General features: G+C 59.9%; 20 protein-coding genes and 2 riboswitches. Of the genes, 4 read left to right on the forward strand and 16 right to left on the reverse strand.

The window, feature by feature from the left end; translation table 11 throughout:
• Positions 1-1110: a glycine cleavage system aminomethyltransferase GcvT gene (gene gcvT / locus V7Z56_RS04270; protein ID WP_334128117.1), complete on the reverse strand. Its 1110-nt coding sequence runs from the start codon at positions 1108-1110 to the stop codon at positions 1-3.
• Positions 1111-1165: 55 nt separating this feature from the next.
• A riboswitch (glycine riboswitch) is annotated at positions 1166-1281 on the reverse strand.
• Positions 1282-1372, reverse strand: a riboswitch (glycine riboswitch).
• Between the two features lie 67 nt (positions 1373-1439).
• Entirely contained in the window at positions 1440-2006 is a 567-nt protein-coding gene (locus tag V7Z56_RS04275) for a hypothetical protein (RefSeq protein WP_334128118.1), read from the reverse strand.
• Between the two features lie 299 nt (positions 2007-2305).
• Here V7Z56_RS04275 and ispH point away from each other — a divergent pair, with 299 nt between their 5' ends.
• Together ispH and V7Z56_RS04285 are read left to right on the forward strand one after the other, a co-directional pair.
• The gene (ispH, locus tag V7Z56_RS04280) at positions 2306-3265 is read left to right on the forward strand and encodes a 4-hydroxy-3-methylbut-2-enyl diphosphate reductase (RefSeq protein WP_334128119.1); all 960 of its coding nucleotides are present in this window, start codon (positions 2306-2308) and stop codon (positions 3263-3265) included.
• A gap of 3 nt (positions 3266-3268) precedes the next feature.
• The gene (locus tag V7Z56_RS04285) at positions 3269-4234 is read left to right on the forward strand and encodes a homoserine kinase (RefSeq protein WP_334128120.1); all 966 of its coding nucleotides are present in this window, start codon (positions 3269-3271) and stop codon (positions 4232-4234) included.
• A gap of 9 nt (positions 4235-4243) precedes the next feature.
• Here the strand turns inward: V7Z56_RS04285 and V7Z56_RS04290 are convergent, their stop codons facing one another.
• On the reverse strand, positions 4244-4969 hold the full coding sequence (locus V7Z56_RS04290) for a hypothetical protein (RefSeq protein WP_334128121.1): 726 nt from the start codon (positions 4967-4969) through the stop codon (positions 4244-4246).
• Between the two features lie 178 nt (positions 4970-5147).
• Between V7Z56_RS04290 and rnhA the strand changes: the two genes are divergently transcribed.
• On the forward strand, positions 5148-5612 hold the full coding sequence (rnhA, locus tag V7Z56_RS04295; RefSeq protein ID WP_334128122.1) for a ribonuclease HI: 465 nt from the start codon (positions 5148-5150) through the stop codon (positions 5610-5612).
• Between the two features lie 55 nt (positions 5613-5667).
• On the opposite strand, the gene V7Z56_RS04300 is transcribed toward rnhA, so the two are convergent.
• Together V7Z56_RS04300 and V7Z56_RS04305 are read right to left on the reverse strand one after the other, a co-directional pair.
• On the reverse strand, positions 5668-6147 hold the full coding sequence (locus V7Z56_RS04300) for a peroxiredoxin (RefSeq protein ID WP_334128123.1): 480 nt from the start codon (positions 6145-6147) through the stop codon (positions 5668-5670).
• Positions 6148-6242: 95 nt separating this feature from the next.
• Entirely contained in the window at positions 6243-7085 is an 843-nt protein-coding gene (locus V7Z56_RS04305; RefSeq protein ID WP_334128124.1) for a protein-disulfide reductase DsbD domain-containing protein, read from the reverse strand.
• Between the two features lie 136 nt (positions 7086-7221).
• Here V7Z56_RS04305 and V7Z56_RS04310 point away from each other — a divergent pair, with 136 nt between their 5' ends.
• Positions 7222-7797, forward strand: coding sequence for a YqgE/AlgH family protein (locus V7Z56_RS04310; protein ID WP_334128125.1), 576 nt, complete (start codon positions 7222-7224; stop codon positions 7795-7797).
• Between the two features lies 1 nt (position 7798).
• Here V7Z56_RS04310 and V7Z56_RS04315 read toward each other — a convergent pair whose 3' ends face one another.
• From V7Z56_RS04315 to ctaD, 11 genes are all read right to left on the reverse strand, one after another.
• The gene (locus tag V7Z56_RS04315; RefSeq protein WP_334128126.1) at positions 7799-8356 is read right to left on the reverse strand and encodes a GNAT family N-acetyltransferase; all 558 of its coding nucleotides are present in this window, start codon (positions 8354-8356) and stop codon (positions 7799-7801) included.
• A 70-nt stretch (positions 8357-8426) separates the two neighbouring features.
• Complete coding sequence (locus tag V7Z56_RS04320) at positions 8427-9689, reverse strand: M16 family metallopeptidase (RefSeq protein ID WP_334128127.1); 1263 nt, start codon at positions 9687-9689, stop codon at positions 8427-8429.
• Positions 9690-9699: 10 nt separating this feature from the next.
• The gene (thrC, locus tag V7Z56_RS04325; RefSeq protein ID WP_334128128.1) at positions 9700-11100 is read right to left on the reverse strand and encodes a threonine synthase; all 1401 of its coding nucleotides are present in this window, start codon (positions 11098-11100) and stop codon (positions 9700-9702) included.
• A 102-nt stretch (positions 11101-11202) separates the two neighbouring features.
• Entirely contained in the window at positions 11203-12702 is a 1500-nt protein-coding gene (locus V7Z56_RS04330; protein WP_334128129.1) for a carboxypeptidase M32, read from the reverse strand.
• Positions 12695-13420 (reverse strand): SURF1 family protein, encoded by a 726-nt coding sequence (locus V7Z56_RS04335; protein ID WP_334128130.1) that lies wholly within the window; start codon positions 13418-13420, stop codon positions 12695-12697. Before V7Z56_RS04335 ends, V7Z56_RS04330 begins: the two co-directional genes overlap by 8 nt.
• 2 nt (positions 13421-13422) lie before the next feature.
• Complete coding sequence (locus V7Z56_RS04340) at positions 13423-13779, reverse strand: DUF983 domain-containing protein (protein WP_334128131.1); 357 nt, start codon at positions 13777-13779, stop codon at positions 13423-13425.
• A 29-nt stretch (positions 13780-13808) separates the two neighbouring features.
• Positions 13809-14618, reverse strand: coding sequence for a cytochrome c oxidase subunit 3 (locus tag V7Z56_RS04345; RefSeq protein ID WP_334128132.1), 810 nt, complete (start codon positions 14616-14618; stop codon positions 13809-13811).
• Positions 14619-14682: 64 nt separating this feature from the next.
• Complete coding sequence (locus V7Z56_RS04350; RefSeq protein ID WP_334128134.1) at positions 14683-15267, reverse strand: cytochrome c oxidase assembly protein; 585 nt, start codon at positions 15265-15267, stop codon at positions 14683-14685.
• Positions 15267-15404, reverse strand: coding sequence for a hypothetical protein (locus tag V7Z56_RS04355; RefSeq protein WP_334128135.1), 138 nt, complete (start codon positions 15402-15404; stop codon positions 15267-15269). The genes V7Z56_RS04350 and V7Z56_RS04355 overlap by 1 nt, the downstream gene beginning before the upstream one ends.
• Position 15405: 1 nt before the next feature.
• Positions 15406-16326, reverse strand: a complete 921-nt coding sequence (gene cyoE / locus V7Z56_RS04360; protein WP_334128136.1) for a heme o synthase — start codon at positions 16324-16326, stop codon at positions 15406-15408.
• A 17-nt stretch (positions 16327-16343) separates the two neighbouring features.
• Positions 16344-17948 (reverse strand): cytochrome c oxidase subunit I, encoded by a 1605-nt coding sequence (gene ctaD, locus V7Z56_RS04365; protein WP_334128137.1) that lies wholly within the window; start codon positions 17946-17948, stop codon positions 16344-16346.
• Between the last annotated feature and the right edge of the window lie 20 nt (positions 17949-17968).

The raw sequence follows: 17968 nt of genomic DNA on the forward strand, positions 1-17968 counted from the left end.
TTAACCCCGATAATAGCGATGCTCGACAAAGGGCATCTTCGCGACGACCGCCGGCCGAGGCTTCCCCCTGACGAGAAGATTTATTTTCTTCTCGACTTCGGAAAATGCAAGCGGGACATAGCCCATCGCGATCGGTATTTCGAGGCTCGGCGAAAAACCGCCCGAGGTGACCGTCCCGATGATGTTGCCATCCAGGTCGGCAATCTCCGTATGTTCGCGCGCTGGCGCCCGACCCTCGGGCAGGATGCCGACCCGCTTCATTCGGGGCTTGCTCGCGATTTCGGCCTGTATGACCGCGGCCCCCGGAAAGCCGCCTTCGGTGCGACGGTGTTTGGCAATAGCCCAGAGCAGCCCGGCGGATACGGGCGTTGTCTCCGGCGTAAGATCGTGGCCGTAAAGGCAGAGTCCTGCCTCGAGACGGAGCGAATCGCGCGCGCCGAGGCCGATGGGGCGAACCTCCGCCTCGGCGAGCAATTTGCGGCAGAACGCTTCGGCATGCGTGTTCGGAATGGAGATCTCAAACCCGTCCTCGCCCGTGTAGCCCGACCGGGTGACGAAGCACAGAACGCCGTCGATCAGGACTTCGCGATAGGTCATAAAGGGGAGAGTCGCAATGTCGCGGGCGAATCGGCTGAACACCTCCGCCGCCTTCGGCCCCTGCAACGCGACAAGGGCGCGGTCGGTGAGCTCCGTCACCTCGGCGATGCCCGCGAGGCCCTCGCCGAGCAGCGCAAGATCCTGCTCCTTGCAGGCCGCATTGACGACGACGAAAAGGTCTTTCTCGCGGCGGGTCACGATCAGATCGTCAAGGATCCCGCCCGTGTCATTGGTGAGGAACGTGTAACGCATCTGCCCGGGTTTCAGTGAGCGGATATCGCCCGGCACAAGCCGCTCGATCGCAGCGGCAGGATCGGCGCCGGAAATAACGAGCTGACCCATATGGGAAACATCAAAGAGGCCGGCGGCGCTGCGGGTATGAAGATGTTCTTTAAGAACGCCGTCGGGAAACTGCACCGGCATGTCATAGCCCGCGAACGGGACCATTTTGGCGCCCTGTTCGATGTGCAAATCGAAGAGAACAGTCTTTTTGGCAGGCGAATTTTCAGTCATGGATCGATCCCGGATCAGAACAAAGGACAAGCAACCCCAACACGCGCTGTTGTGGCTTACCCCCTCTGTCCATTAACCTGAGAGATTTGACGATGCGGGTTACCGCGTGCGGCGCGCCTCATCGCTTACCCCTTCGGTGAAATTACTCGCGTAATTTACTTTCCAGAGATTCATCCCCCTGCGGTCCGTTTGCCTGAGAGTTTCCGGGGTGGTTGCTCCTTCGGCGACAGCCCCTTACGGCCGTCTCTCCCGCCGGGATCGACTGAATTGCCGGGCATAATATAGGCGAAAGCGGAATAGTCAAACGGTGAATGAGCAAAAGATGAACTTTAGTCGTCAAGCCCCATCTGCTCTTTCGTCAGCTGAAATCCGACGAGGATGACATAATCATAGCCGGTGGTGATGCCGGTCAGCGGAATTTCCTGCTCAATCTCTTCCTGGACGGCGCCGCGGCGGCGGCCATCCGGAAACTCGACGGGGCTATGAAAAATCTCTTTCGCGAGAATTCGGCCATCGCGCCTTGCAATGGCGACAAAGAAGGGGAAGTCCTCGCTCTGGCCCGTCGCGGCGGGTCCTTTCGTCGCATCGATGCGCAGGATCAGGTTCGCCACGATCGCGCTGTCGTCATCGACATAGACGCATTCACCGCCGACCGGCGTGATGACGCCTTCATAGCGCACATCGACAAGATCGCGCCCCTGCCCTTCGCGGTACAGGGTAATGGTATCCGCGCCCGGCAGTACTTCCACTTGCGGGCACGGCCACGGGGTCTTGGAGCGGAACATGCCGAACACATCCGTTTCGAAACTCCCGCTGCAGGCGGAAAGCGCAACGAGCGACCCGGTAAGGGCCATCGCACGCGAGAGATTTTTGAAGCGATCAAGGGAAAACATCATTTACCGGCGCCAGGATAGTTCAAACGATTGCGGGCCGCGCAGGGCGAGGCTCCGTCAGGGGTTTTGCCATGAAATCCTTCGCCGCGCCACGTGAAATCGACAAAAGCACTGACAATGCCGGCGGATCGCCCGCCCGCGCCGGTAAATCCCGGCATTTTCCCTGCCCCTGCCATATTTACGTTGCCTTGAACTGGCATTACCCTTGAAACTGTTGTATGAGTTTCGCAAATCTATGATGGACTGCCGATATTGGCAAGTTTCAGACCTCGGGCAGCGACGCCCGGGCCGGGAATGAAATGATGAAAAGAGAGAAACGGACATTGCGGCTGGCGGCGCCGCGCGGCTTCTGCGCCGGTGTCGACCGGGCGATCCAGATCGTCGAACGGGCTCTCGAAAAATATGGCGCGCCGGTCTATGTGCGCCACGAAATCGTCCACAACCGCTTTGTTGTCGAGAACCTCGAGAAAAAGGGCGCGGTCTTCGTCGATGAGCTGACCGATATCCCGAAAGGCTATCCCGTCATCTTTTCAGCGCACGGCGTTCCCAAATCCGTGCCCGCCGAAGCGGAAAGCCGGCAGATGTTCTATATCGACGCCACCTGCCCGCTGGTCAGCAAGGTCCACCGGGAAGCGGAGCGCCATCAGCGCGACAATCACGAGATCGTCCTGATCGGGCACCGCGGCCATCCGGAGGTCATCGGCACCATGGGCCAACTCGCCGAGGGGGAAATCACCCTGATCGAGACGGCGGAGGAGGCGCGTGCTTTCCAGCAGAAGCAGCCCGGCAAAACCCTCGCCTATCTGACCCAGACGACGCTCTCTGTCGATGAGACGCGCGATATCGTCAATATCCTGCGCGAACGCTTTCCCGGCATCGGCGCGCCGAAGAAGGAAGATATCTGCTACGCGACGACGAACCGTCAGGCGGCGGTCAAGATCCTTGCCGGCCGCTGCGACGGCATGCTGGTGATCGGCGCGCCAAACTCCTCCAATTCCATGCGGCTTGTCGAAGTTGCGGAAAAATCCGGCTGCCGCGACGTTGCGCTGGTCCAGCGGGCAAGCGATATCCCGTGGGATTGCCTGAAGTCGGCCAAAATCATCGGCATTACCGCCGGCGCATCAGCGCCCGAGACGCTGGTCGAAGAGGTTGTCGCCGCCTTTGCCGAGCGCTTCGACGTGACGGTTGAGGAAATCGTCACGAATGAGGAGCAGGTCGTCTTCAAGATGCCGAAAATCCTCGCGCCGGAAGCCGCAGGCTGATCCATGGCGGTCTATACCGAGGTATCGGAGGATGAACTCGATGTCTTCCTCGAACAGTATGATCTTGGACAGGCGCTCTCCTGCAAAGGCATTGCGGAGGGGGTGGAGAATTCCAACTATCTTCTGCACACCGAAAGCGGCTACTTTATCCTGACGCTGTATGAGAAGCGCGTGAACGCCGAGGACCTGCCTTTTTTCCTCGGCCTGATGGAGCATCTCGCGGCGGGCGGCTTCATGTCGCCGCGCCCCATCACTGCCCGCGACGGCGAAAAGCTGAAGGAAATTGCCGGGCGGCCGGCCGCGATTATCGAGTTTCTCGACGGGCGCTCGATCCGGCGGATCACGCCGATGCATTGCGCACTCCTCGGACAGACGCTCGCGCAGCTTCACACCATCGGCAGCAGCTTTACGTTAAAGCGCCCGAACACCCTCTCGCTCTCGAGCTGGCGGCCCCTCTATGAAGCCTGCCTGGAGAGCGACGGCACCGCGCTCGGGCCCGACCTGCTGCCCGAGATCGAGGCGGAAATCACCTATCTTGAGGATCACTGGCCCGAAGGGCTGCCGGCCGGCGTGATCCATGCCGACCTGTTCCCGGACAATATCTTCTTCCTGAAGGATGAGGTGAGCGGCGTTATCGACTATTATTTCGCCTGCAACGACTTCTTCGCCTACGACCTCGCCATCTGCCTGAATGCGTGGTGCTTTGAAAGCGATGGCAGCTTCAATATCACCAAGGCGCGCAAGCTGTTGAACGGCTACCGGGAGGTGCGGCCCTTCTCGCAGAAGGAGCTGGAATTTCTCCCCCTGCTCTGCCGCGGCGCGGCGATCCGATTCCTCCTGACGCGTCTTTACGACTGGCTCAACCAGATCGAAGGCGCGCTGGTCAAACCGAAGGATCCGATCGAATATTACCGGAAACTCCGCTTCCATCAGGCGGTGACAAATGTCGCCGCCTACGGGCTGGACTGACGCGGCGCGTCAGTCGAACAGGGAGTCGATTTCGTCCTGGGAAATCTCATGCCCTTCGGGGCGGGGGCCGCTCAGTTCCACATCCTCATCAAACTGCGGCACGAATTCAACGACCTCAAGATCCTGCAGTTCGTCTTCGCCGCCCAGAATGTCGATCATCCGGGTGATGCGCTCATCGACGAACCCGAGCGTCTCGACAACCTTCGAGATGCGCTGTCCCGTCACATCCTGAAAATTGCAGGCTTCATAGATCCGCATGACGGACTGGCTGATCGCCTCAACGCATTCGGTATCTTCGGGCGTGCTCACATGGCGCTCAAGGCTTTCGTTCTTGTTTTCGATTATCTCGACCGCTTCGAGGATGATGTTGGTCGCAGCTTCGGTATCGCTGACCACAGCGCCGAGCTGATCGGCGACAGAATCGAGTTTCTGGCCATTTCTCGATGAGCTGAGCGAGGCGATCTCCCGGCGGGTCTCGTGGATAACATCGGAGAGTGACTGAAGTTCCTGTCGCAACATGGCAAGCTCGGCAACGGCCTTTGATTCTGCGACCTCGCCGCCGTTGGCCGTGCCCGCGCCATTCGCAATGCCGAGATGCGCCTCGATGCGCGCAAGCGAGCTGATGAGCTCCCCATACTGCCCCGCGCCATTAACGGGGTCCTTGTGGATTTCCGCGATCTCGGGACTTGCACCAAACTGCCGAATTTCCGCCGTGTATAATTTCTTCCGCACCATATACTCCATTCCTATTGCGGGAAAGAAGACGGCCCCCCGCAACACCTTCGCGCCAGAGCCTAGGCGAAAGCTGCTAATATTGCGTTAAAGAGACGGCGGAGCGAACTTTACCTCGGTCCGCCAACCATGCTAAAGCCGGTCGGCGGAACATTTAGGTCCCGCCACTTGGGGGTAATGCGTGTCGGAAAATACTGTTGTAGTCTATACGGATGGCGCCTGTTCGGGCAATCCGGGACCGGGGGGCTGGGGCGCTCTGCTGCAATATAAGGGGCAGGTCAAGGAGCTTTGCGGCGGCGAGTTGGAGACGACCAACAACCGCATGGAAATGACCGCCGCGATCGAGGCGATCCGGGCGCTGAAACGCCGCTCCGTCGTCGAGCTGCATACGGACAGCAACTATCTGAAAGACGGCATCACCAAGTGGCTGGACGGTTGGAAGCGGAACGGCTGGAAAACCGCGGCGCGCCAGCCGGTGAAAAACCAGGACCTCTGGCTTGCCCTCGACGAGGCGGTGTCGCGCCACGAGATCCACTGGAAATGGGTCCGCGGGCACGCGGGCGACCCGGGCAATGAGCGGGCCGACAAACTCGCCAACAAGGGGATGGAAGAATTCAAGAAAAGGGCGCGCGCGGGCGCAAAATAAAAAAAGGGAAAGCGAGGCTTTCCCTTTGTGTGCCTGAACGCCTGAGGCGTTTGCGTCAGAGCTGGCCGAGCAGCGTGCCGGCGTCGGAGACTTCGTAGCCGCCGGTTTCTTCGAGGTTGAGCTGCTTTACCACGCCGTCATCGACGAGCATCGAATAGCGGCGCGAGCGAATACCGAGCCCTGCGCCGGAGGCGTCAAATTCCACGCCGAGCGCCTTCGTGAAGGAGGCATCCGAATCGGCAACCATTTTGATATTGCCAGCGTTATGCTCCTTGCCCCAGGCGGCCATGACGAAGGGATCGTTGACCGACAGGCAGACGATCTCGTTCACGCCCTTTTCCGCAAGCTTCGACGAGTTGTCGATAAAGCTCGGCAGATGCTTGGCCGAGCAGGTCGGGGTATAGGCGCCGGGAACCGCAAACAACGCAACTTTCTTGCCACCGAAGAGATCCGACGTGGACACCTTCGTCGGCCCTTTCTCGGTCATCATCATCAGTTCAGCATTCGGAATCTTATCACCAACTTTAATTGTCATCGTCTTTTCCCATTTCGAAGTTGCAGTATTTGGCTCGAGATCATCTTAACATATATCAGCCGGTGAAAACGAAAAGCTTTTGATGATTTCTCCGCCTACCTGATGCGCAGTTTCTTCTCCGCGGCGCGGTCTCCGTCGATCACGGTCACCGTAATATCCTGACCGGTCAGGCGGTCGGATTTCGAAGGAAGATCCGCGGTAACGTGAAAGCGCCGCTCGGTGTCCGATGCGGCCGTTTCGGAGACAATCTCGAAATAGCTGCCGTTTTTGCCCTCGATGATGACCTCGGGCGCGCGCAGCGCCGAGCGACTTGTGACGGTGAGGGTAAATTCACGCCCGCCGGTTGTCGCGGCGCTGATCGCCTCGGCAAGCGCCGCTTCCCCTCCCGCCTCACGCGGGATGCGGCGCGCATAGGCATCGATAAGCCCAGCTTCCGGCGTCACCACTGCGGCGGTCGGGGCGAGAGAGAGTGAAAGCTCATGCTCGAACGGGATGCAGATATCCTTGCAGAGACCGAGCTGAAGGCGAAGCTGGATGTCAAGCGGCGCGCCCGGCGTCGCAAGCTCGACATCGATGGGGAAAAGAACCTCCCCGTGATATCCCCAGCTGCCCATACCGAAGGATTCGAAATAGCTCGGGCGCGGCCAGTGAATGATTGCCTGGGCAAGATTGCGCGAGCCGCTCCAGTCGAAACTTGGCGGGATCCCGGCCTCCCCGGGGTTCCGCCAGTAGGTTTTCCATCCCGGCGCGAGCGCGATATGAAGCCCGATCCGAATAGCTTCCTGCCCGTCTGTTCCGGCGACGCGTGAGACGAGCCGAAGGCGCGCCGGTTCGGCATCAGATAGCTCTCCGCCTCCCGCTGCCGGCAGGCCGCCGCCAAGCGATCCGAGCAGGAGCGTTAGAAAGAGACCGATTTTGATGGATTGAGGAATTTTCATCTCGCGCGAATTTCAGCCTTACAATGGCATCTCAGCCGATTATATAAAACATTATTAAGGGTTGCTGTGTCACAATCGCGTCAATGAATATCAAAGGCGCTCTGGGTTATTTAATTACAGAACATATATTCATATTATGACGATCAATAAAATTGATAGTGGATATCTCGACGGGAAGCTGCTGGTGGCAATGCCGAATATGGGCGACCCGCGGTTTCAGAAAGCCGTCATTCTGATCTGCGCCCATTCCGACAGCGGCGCCATGGGTATTCTGCTCAACCGCTCTCTCGATGCACTCAGCTTCGATGACCTGCTGGAACAGCTCGATATTCCGAAAACGGATAAAGACAGCCATATCAATATTCATTTTGGCGGCCCGGTCGATACCGAGCGCGGCTTTGTGGTCCATTCAACCGATATCCTTTACGAGACAACCCTTGTCATCGGCGAGGAGATGGCGCTGACCGCGACCGTCGACATGCTGAAAACCATCGCCGGCGGCAGCGGCCCGACAAGCCGCTTTCTCGCGCTTGGATATTCCGGCTGGGGGCCGGGACAGCTTGAGCGGGAAATACAGGAGAACGGCTGGCTTGTCGTCGAGCCGGACGCCGACATCGTCTTCGGGCCTGAGCTCGAGACGAAATGGGAAGGCGCCATTCACAAGCTCGGCATCGATCCTCGCCTGCTCTCCGGCGATATGGGGCACGCTTAGGCTACGGCTTTATCGAGGCGCCGCCGATCGGATCCTTGTCCAGCAGCGCATAGAGCAGGTGATCGTGCCAGACGCCGTTAATGCAGAGATATTCCCGCGCCAGCCCCTCGCGGGTAAACCCCACCTTTTCAAGCAGACGCGCGCTCGGGATGTTGGCAGGCAGGCAGGCCGCCTCGACCCGGCGCAGGCCGAATTCCGTGAACAGGCACGGCATCAGACCGCAGAGCGCCTCGAACATGTATCCTTTGCGCGCATGCGGCGCACCGGCCCAGTAGCCGATGGTGCCGGTCTGGGCCACGCCGCGGCGGATATTGCCAAGGGTTATGCCGCCGACGAGATCGCCGCTGTCACGGCGGAAAAGGAAGAAGCTTTGCCCCTGATCGTCGCGCACATCGCGGGCGATGCGCCGGAGCCGGACCCGGAAGCTTGCTTTCGAGAGCGCATTAGGCCCCCACGAGGGCTCCCACGGCACCAAGAAGCTGCGGCTTTCCTCACGCAGTTCCGCCCACTGGCTCCAGTCGGACATTTTGGGAGGACGCAGGATGAGACGCTCTGTCATCACACGCGGCCCGTTTCCCAGTCGTGACAGTTTTTCAAGCATCCACGCGGCTTCCCTATGTCACCCGGATCTAGTTGAAGCGGGCCGCGATCCGCTCGAAAGGAGCCAGATTTCTAACCGGTCCGAGCGCTGCGATGGTGGGTGTCACGCCGAAGAAGAGCCGCCCGGCGAGATTTTTTACATCCTGAAGGCCGATCGCGTCGATGCTCTCACTTATCTCCGCCGGCGGTAAGATACGGCCGTAGATCTGGAGTTGACGCGCATGCACCTCAGCGCGCGCCGCCGGCCCTTCCATGCCCATCAGGAGCGAGGCTTTAAGCTGCGCCTTCGTGCGCGCAATCTCCGCCCCGTCAAGATCCTCGCTGACGCGGAGAAGCTCATCGGTCAGAACCTCGCTGAGTTCCCTGATCTGCTCTTCGCCCGTTCCGGCATAGACGGAAAAGGTGCCCGAATCCATGAAGGAGGAGGCGAAGGTAAAGACCGAGTAGCAGAGCCCGCGCCGCTCCCGGATCTCCTGGAAGAGCCGCGAGGACATGCCGCCGCCGAGCAGGCCGACAAGGATCTGCATCGCATAGTAATCATCATCGAGATAGGAAACGCCGGGCACCGAGAGCGCATAATGCACCTGCTCCAGCGCGCGCTCCTCGCGGTAATCGCCGCCGTGATAGATACCCGGCTCCATCGCCACATCGCCCTCGCGCGCAAGGCCGCTGAATGCGTCCTCGGCAAGGCGGACGAGGGCTTCGTGATCAACAGCCCCCGATGCGCTCAGCACCATGCGCGGGGCGAGATAATGACGCTTCATATAGCCCGCGATCATCGCCCGGTCGAAGCCGCGCACCTGCGCGACCGTTCCGAGGATCGATCGCCCAAGCGGCTGGTCGGGATAGGAAGTCTCCTGCAGATAGTCGAAGATGATGTCATCGGGGGTATCGAACGTCTGGCCGATCTCCTGAACGATCACTTCCTTCTCGCGCGCGATCTCCTGTTCGTCGAAAATCGAGTTCTGCAGAATATCGCTGAGGATATCGACGGCGAGCGGCACATCATCCTGCAGCACCCGCGCATAGTAGGCGGTCTGGTCGCGGCTGGTATAGGCGTTGAGGTGGCCGCCGACAGATTCAATCACTTCGGCGATCTGCAATGCGGACCGGCGCTCGGTCCCCTTGAAGGCCATATGCTCAAGGACATGTGAGATCCCGTGCTCCGCTGCCGTCTCATGGCGCGCGCCCGTATCAACCCAGACGCCGACCGCCGACGTACCGAGCCCCGGCATCGGATCGGTGATCACCCGCATGCCATTTTTCAGCGTCGTGACTTTTACGTCGGTCAATTCATCCCCTTTACTGCTGCGCCAGAATGCGCGCCCGTTCCCTGATATAGGACTTTACCGTCTCAATGTCATTTGGCAACTGGGCCAGCCGTTCTTCGCGCGTGAAAAGATCGGCCATATGTTTTGGCAATTCGGGGCACTCGCCCGTCGCCTGCTCCACCGCATCGGGGAATTTCGCGGGATGCGCCGTCGACAGGGTGACGAGCGGGATAGTTCTGTCTTTACGGCATTTCTCACCAACGAACAGCCCAACGGCGGTATGCGGATCAACGAGCGTACCGGTTTCCCGGAAGGTCCGCCGGATTGTCTCCAGCGTCTCCGCCTCATCCGAGCGGCCGGCCGCAAAGATACTTTCATTGACGCGGGCGCGATCGACGCTGAAGCCGCCGTCGCTGTCAAGTTTCGCCATCAACTCGCTCACCGCCGCGCCGTCGCGATTGTAAAGATCGGCAAGGAAGCGCTCGAAATTGCTGGAAACCTGGATATCCATGCTCGGGCTGATGGTCGGATCGACACCGGCCTTGCGATACTCCCCGCTGTTGAAGAAGCGCGCGAGGATGTCGTTGCGGTTGGTGGCAACGATAAGCTCGGCAATCGGCAGGCCCATCCGGCTCGCCGCGTAGCCCGCATAAACATCGCCGAAATTGCCGCTCGGCACCGAGAAGGAGATCTTCCGTGCGGGCGCGCCAAGACTGACGCCGACCGTGAAATAATAGACGATCTGCGCCATCACCCGCGCCCAGTTGATGGAGTTGACGGCGGAAACCGCGAGGGCGTCGCGGAAGTCGTGATCGTTGAACATGGCTTTCACCATGGCCTGACAATCATCAAAGTCGCCTTCGATCGCAATATTGTGGACGTTGGCGTCCGCAACCGTCGTCATCTGCCGGCGCTGCACCTCGGAGACACGCCCTTTCGGGTGCAGAATGAAGATATCAACGGCGTCGCGCCCGCGGCAGGCCTCGATGGCGGCCGAGCCGGTATCGCCGGAGGTCGCGCCGATGATCGTCACCCGCTTGCCCCGGCGCGCCAGCAGATGATCGTAGAGGAGACCGAGTAGCTGCAGCGCAACGTCCTTAAAGGCGAGCGTCGGGCCGTGATAAAGCTCCATGAGGAAATCATTCCCGGCCATCTGGCGGATCGGCACGACGGCTTTGTGGGAGAAGGCGGCATAGGCCTTTTCCGTCATGGCGCGGAAGTCGGCCGGGGCAATGCAGTCGCCAAGGAAGGGCTGCAACAGGAACGCAGCCGCTTCGGCATAGCTTTTGCCGGCGAGCGAGCGGATGTCATCTTCCGAGAATTGCGGCCAGCTTTCGGGAAGATAGAGGCCGCCATCGCGCGCAAGACCCGTCAAAACAACTTCTTCAAAATTCAGTACCGGCGCTTTGCCGCGCGTGCTGATATAGCGCAACGTCTCACTCCTTCCACGGACCAAAAGGCGGCTGAGGTAACCACATGCCGCCGCGTCACGCAAGGGGGGAATCTGGCAAAGGAGGTTATCCCATTGCCGGAGTCAAAGATAGCGCGCCCGAAGATGCGCCTTGAAGGCGGCGACACCGAGCGGGGCGCCCGTCGCGGCGTGCAGAATCTCGTCCGTTGAGCGGCAACTGCCATGCGCATGGATATTCTCGCGAAGCCATGCAAGAAGTGGGGCAAACTCTCCCCGTCGCACCTGCGCGGGAAGATCAACCAACGCCCGCCCTGCCGCTGCAAAAATCTGGGCGGCGGCAAGCGCGCCCAGAGTGTAGGTCGGAAAATAGCCGATCGCGCCGCCCGGCCAGTGGATATCCTGCAGACAGCCGAGCCGGTCGCTCGGCGGCGTCAGCCCAAGCGCCTGACGCATCCCGCTGTTCCATGCCGCCGGCAGATCCGCGACGGGCAGATCGCCGCTCAGCATCGCCGTCTCCAGCCGGTAGCGGAGGATGACGTGCAGGGGATAGGTCACCTCATCCGCATCAACGCGAATGAAGCCGGGCTCCACCTTCTGATAGAGCCGGAGAATATTGTCGGTCTCCCACGCCGGTCCCGATCCGCCGAACGCAGCCCTGATTTTCGGCAGCGCGAAGCTGAGGAAGTCCGCGCTCCGGGAGAGCTGCATCTCGATGAGCAGCGACTGACTTTCATGCAGCGCCATGCCGCGGGCGAGGCCGACCGGCTGCGATCGCCAGCGTTTGGGCAGCCCCTGCTCATAAAGCGCATGGCCGGTCTCGTGCAGCGTGCCCATCAGGCTCTGCGTAAAGTCATCGCTCTCGTAGCGGGTGGTAAGGCGGACGTCATCGGGAATGCCGCCGGTAAAGGGATGATGGCTGACGTCAAGCCGGCCGTGCTCGAAATCAAAACCGAGCGCCGTCATGAATGTGAGGCCAAGATCCTTCTGCACCAGGAGATCGAAGGGCCCTTCGGGACGGAGCACGGGCGGAGCCGCTTTCTGGCGCTCGAGCGCCGCCTGCAGGAAATCAGGCAGAAAGCCTTCAAGCTCGGTGAACAGCGGATCGATGACGCTCGTCCTGCATCCCGGCTCATATTCGTCAAGCAGGGCATCATAGGGCGCAATGCCGAACGCCGCGGACTTTGCCGCCGCAATCTCGCGCGTCAGGGTGACGACATCCTCGAGCGACGGGCGAAGTGCTGCGAAATCATTCTCAAGGCGCGCCGTGCGCCAGATCATTTCACAGCGCGAGGTTGCCCGCGAATGCGCGGCGACAAGGTCCGGAGACACGGCCGTCGCGTGGCGCCAGCGGTTCCGCATTTCGCGAAGGTTGGCGCGTTGCCAGCTATCCAGCGTATCGCCCCGCGCCTCCGCCTCATCCAGCAAGGCGCCCATCTCGGGGCGCGTCAGTATTTCATGAGAGATGACGCCAAGGGTTGCAAGCTGTTCAGCGCGCGCCTCATTGCCGCCTTGCGGCATTATGACGGCGCTGTCCCAGTGCAGCGTCGCGACGGCCCCCGAAATGGCCGAAAGGCGCGCGCAATTCTCTTCAAGCTGCAGGTAGGCGGATGCCGGTTCAGCCATTGCTATCATACTGTCCCCGGCCCCGCTTCAGGCCATAGAGGATGTAGATAATCACCAGCGCGCCGGCGAGGCCGAACCAGGTGAAGGCATATTCGATATGATTATTGGAGAGAGTCACCCGCGTCTGTCCGCCGATCGGAAGGCCGCCCGGAACCTCCGCTTTCTCAAGCTCAACGAATACCGGCGCGACGGGAATCCCGAGATGCTGCGCCATCATTTCGAGATCGCCATAGAGCCAGACATTGTCGGCCGCGTTATTGTCGGGCATGAAGGACCATGACTTGTGCCAGGGCTGACGGACTATGCCCGTCACCGTCACTTCGCCATTAATCTGACCTTGCGGACGCGCATCGGCTTCCTTGAAGCGCTCCGGCACCCAGCCGCGATTGACCAGCACGATGTCGCCTTCACTGCTCCGGCGAAACGGCGTGATGATCTGAAAGCCCGCCCGGCCCTGCTCGGCATGGGCGAAGAGATGAATTTCATGCGCGTGATCGAATTCTCCGGTCAGGCTGACGCGGCGGTACCGCCACTCATCCGGATCGATCGCGCCACTCGGCAGCGCCACAGGTGGCGCGGAGAGCTGCGTGTTGATCGTCTCGATCAGATCGGTCTTCCAGCCGTAGCGGTTGATCTGCCAGACGGTGAGCGCCAGCAGGATCACTACGCAGGGAATTGTCACCAATGTCGGCAGGAGACCGGGAGAGAAGTTTTTCATAATCAGTAATGCTCAATCTCCGAGCCGGCCTGATGCTTGAACTGCAGGGCGATCAGGAGTGCCTTGCAGGGTCGCAACAGAGCGATGCACAGAATAAGGATTGTCGGCAGCCAGATCGTCAGCTGCAGCCAGTAGGGCGGATGAAAGATCAGTTCGGTCAGGACGGCAAGGCCGCCAACCAGAAATCCGACAATGAGGATGATAAAGACGGCCGGTCCGTCGCCGCTGTTCACGGCGCTGAAATCCTGCCCGCAGACCTCGCACTTGTCCACGATATCGAGAAAGCCGTTAAAAAATTTCCCCTTTCCGCAGGCCGGGCACTTGCAGGTAAGCCCGGCGCGCAAAGGGGAAACTGGCATGCCGTAAGAATATGCCATTGCTTAAGAGGTTAACTCCATTCCGGGCCTGCACCCCACCAGTAAACGGCAAAGAAGAGGAACAGCCAGACGACGTCAACGAAGTGCCAGTACCAGGCGGCCGCTTCGAAGCCGAAATGATGCGTCGGGGTGAAATGGCCCTTCATTGCGCGGATCAGGCAGACCAGCAGGAAAACCGTTCCGATGAACACATGTACGCCGTGGAAACCGGTCGCCATGTAGAAGGTCGACGGATAAATGCCGTCGGAGAAGGCGAACTGGGCGTGGCTGTATTCATAAAGCTGCACGCAGGTGAAGGCGACGCCGAGCAGCACCGTCAGCAGCAGCCCCTGCACCAGACCCTTGCGATCGCCATGCTGCAGCGCGTGATGCGCCCAGGTGACCGTCGTCCCCGAGAGCAGCAGGATGATGGTGTTGATCAGCGGAATATGCCACGGATCGAAAGTCTGAATGCCTTCCGGCGGCCAGACGCCCCCGGTTGCCTCTGTCGGGAAGAAGCCGGCGTTGAAATAGGCCCAGAACCAGGCGACGAAGAACATCACTTCCGAGGCGATGAAAAGGATCATCCCGTAGCGCAGGCCAATCTGCACGACCGGCGTGTGGTGCCCCTCATGTTCCCCTTCGCGGACGACATCCCGCCACCAGGAGAAGGCCGAATAGAGGACGACGATTGCGCCCACCGCGAAAACGGCAAAGCCCATACCGTGCATCCACATGACCAGGCCGGTGGCAGTCACGAACAAGGCTATGGAGGTCAACGCGGGCCACGGACTCGGATCCACCAAGTGGTAATCATGTTGTTTGGCGTGAGAATCTGCCATTCTAAACTCCTGCAATTCGTCCGGATGTTATCCGGTTCTACTGATTTTCAATATTTCCCCGTGGTCAATTTACATCAACCGATTTCTGATCGGCCCGTGCCGATACATCTGTCTCCTCCTCGTCGGTAACGAAGAAGGTGTATGATAGCGTAATAACTTTGACTTCCCGCGCGTTCGGATCCTCGTCGATGGCCGGGTCAACGAAGAAGGTGACCGGCATTTCGACGCGCTCGCCCGGCTTCAGCACCTGCTCGGTAAAGCAGAAGCACTCGATCTTGCTAAAATACTGCCCGACCTTGACCGGCGTCACGTTGAAGGTTGCCGTACCGGCAATGGTCTTGTCGGACGGATTGTAGGCCTCGTAGAAAGCAAGCGCCGACTGCCCGACCTGAAGCTCCATCCGATGCTGCGCCGGCTTGAATTTCCACGGCATGTCGCGGGCGGTGTTGGCATCGAACTCAATGATAATTTTGCGGTCGATAACGGTGTCGGGCGCGGCGCTGGCTTCCTGCGTCGTCCCGCCGTATCCGGTGACGCGGCAGAAGAGGTCATAAAGGGGCACGGCCGCATAGGCGGCGCCGACCATGGCGAACACCACTGCCACCAGCACAAGCGCAAGGCGCTTCGATTTATTCTCTGACGTCTGCATCAGCCCGCCTCTCCGCCGGACATTTTGACGATGGTAATCAGGTAGAAAAGGATCACCAAGGCCGCAAGCACCCCGCCGACGACGAGATTGCGTACCCGGCGACGCTTCGCAATATCATCATCATCCTTCTTCGCCATATCAGATTACCGTCCGCACAAGGCTTTCGCCGAGCAGAATGGCGAACAGCAGGAAAAGATAAAGGAGCGAGAAAGCAAAAAGCTGCTTTGCGCTTTTCTCATCCTTCTGCCGCCAGACCTTGATGGACAGCAACAGAAAGAGCGCACTCAGAACCGTGGAGCCGATACCGTAAGAGAGGCCGGCATAGCCCATGAAATAGGGCATGACGGCGATCGGGAAGAGCAGGGCGCTGTAAAGAACGACATGCCGGCGGGTGACGTCGCGCCCGGCGACGACCGGCAGCATCGGCACGCCGGCATTGGCGTAGTCAATATCGCGCCACAGCGACAGCGCCCAGAAATGCGGCGGCGTCCACATGAAAATAATGGCAAAAAGAACGAGCGATTCAAGGCTCACATCGCCCGTAACGGCGGCCCATCCGATCATCGGAGGGAACGCGCCGGCTGCGCCGCCGATGACAATATTCTGCGGCGTGCGGCGCTTCAGCCAGATCGTATAGATAAATACGTAAAAGGCGATCGTGATCGCAAGCAGGGCGGCGGCAACATAGTTGATTGCAAGCCCCATCAGCACGACGGAGGCGACCGAGAGAACCGTGCCGAACGCAAGCGCTTCTTTCGCGCTCACCCGGCCGGCCGGAATGGGCCGGCTCTTCGTCCGCTCCATAATCACGTCGATGTCGGCGTCGTACCACATATTGATGGCGCCGGACGCCCCGGCTCCGACCGCAATGCAGAGCAAAGCCGTAAAGGCGAGCACCGGATGCAGGCTGCCGGGCGCAACCGCGAGGCCGACCAGACCGGTAAAGACAACAAGCGACATTACCCTGGGTTTCAGCAGAGCGAAATAATCGCTGACCCGCGTCAGGTCAGTATTGACGCGGGTCTCGATGGTTTCTTTTATAACGCTTGTGTCAGACACAAGAGACTCCTATCGCCTTACTTGATTACCGGCAGTTCGTTGAACTGATGGAACGGCGGCGGGGAGGACAGCGTCCATTCGAGGGTCGTTGCCCCTTCACCCCACGGATTGTCAGCTACCCGCTCCTTGCGGATAAAGGCAAGGGCAACCGTGATCAGGAAGATCCCCACGCCGGCAGCCGAGATGTAGGAGCCGATGGAGGCAATCTGGTTATAGGCTGCGAAGGCATCCGGATAGTCCGGAATACGCCGCGGCATACCGGCAAGCCCGAGGAAGTGCATCGGGAAGAACACCATGTTCACGCCGATGAACGTCACCCAGAAGTGCAGATGGGCGAGCTTCTCCGAATATTTGTAGCCGGTCATCTTGCCGAACCAGTAGTAGAAGCCCGCGAAGATCGCAAACACCGCGCCGAGGCTGAGGACGTAGTGGAAGTGGGCAACCACATAGTAGGTGTCATGCAGCGCGACATCGAGGCCGGCGTTGGCCAGAACGACACCCGTGACGCCACCGATGGTGAACAGGAAGATGAAGCCGAGCGCCCAGACGAGCGGCGGCCGGAAGTCAAGCGAACCGCCCCACATCGTGGCGATCCACGAGAAGATCTTGATACCCGTCGGAACCGCGATAACCAGCGTCGCAACGAGGAAGTAGGCGCGCGAGTCGACATTCATGCCGACCGTATACATGTGATGCGCCCAGACGATAAAGCCGATACCGCCGATCGCCACCATAGCATAGGCCATGCCGAGATAGCCGAACACGGGCTTGCGCGAGAAGGTCGCAACGATCTGGCTGATCATACCGAAGCCCGGCAGGATCATGATGTAAACTTCCGGATGACCGAAGAACCAGAAAAGATGCTGATAGAGGATCGGATCACCACCACCCTGCGGCTCAAAGAAGCTGGAGCCAAAGTTGCGGTCGGTCAGCATCATGGTGATACCGCCTGCGAGAACCGGCAGGGACAGCAGCAGCAGGAATGCCGTGACCAGGATCGACCAGGCGAACAGCGGCATCTTGTGCATCGTCATGCCAGGCGCACGCATGTTGAAGATGGTCGTGATGAAGTTGATGGCGCCGAGGATCGAGGAGATACCCGCAATGTGAAGGCTGAAAATTGCGAAGTCGACCGACATCCCGGGATGCCCGATGGACGACGATAGCGGCGGATACATGGTCCAGCCGCCCCCCGCGCCGATGGATCCGGCCGGGCCTTCCACGAAGAAGGAAACAATCAGCAGACCGAAAGCCGCCGGCAGCAGCCAGAAGGAGATATTGTTCATCCGCGGGAACGCCATGTCCGGCGCGCCGATCATCAGCGGAATGATCCAGTTGCCGAAACCGCCGATCATGGCCGGCATCACCATGAAGAAGATCATGATAAGACCGTGGCCGGTAACCAGCGTGTTGAACAGATGGTAATTCCCGTTCAGGAACTGATCACCGGGCAAGTGCAGCTCAGCCCGGATTGCGACCGATAGAGCGCCGCCGACGATACCCGCGCAGATCGCGAAGATAAGGTACATCGTGCCGATGTCTTTGTGATTGGTCGAGTAGACCCACCGCTTCCAGCCCTTCGGGGTATGATCGTCGTGAGCGGCTGCTGTTGCATTAGCCATTTTGTCTGCCTCTTTCTAAC

This window comes from Sneathiella sp., from assembly GCF_036844445.1.
GTDB lineage: Bacteria > Pseudomonadota > Alphaproteobacteria > Sneathiellales > Sneathiellaceae > Sneathiella.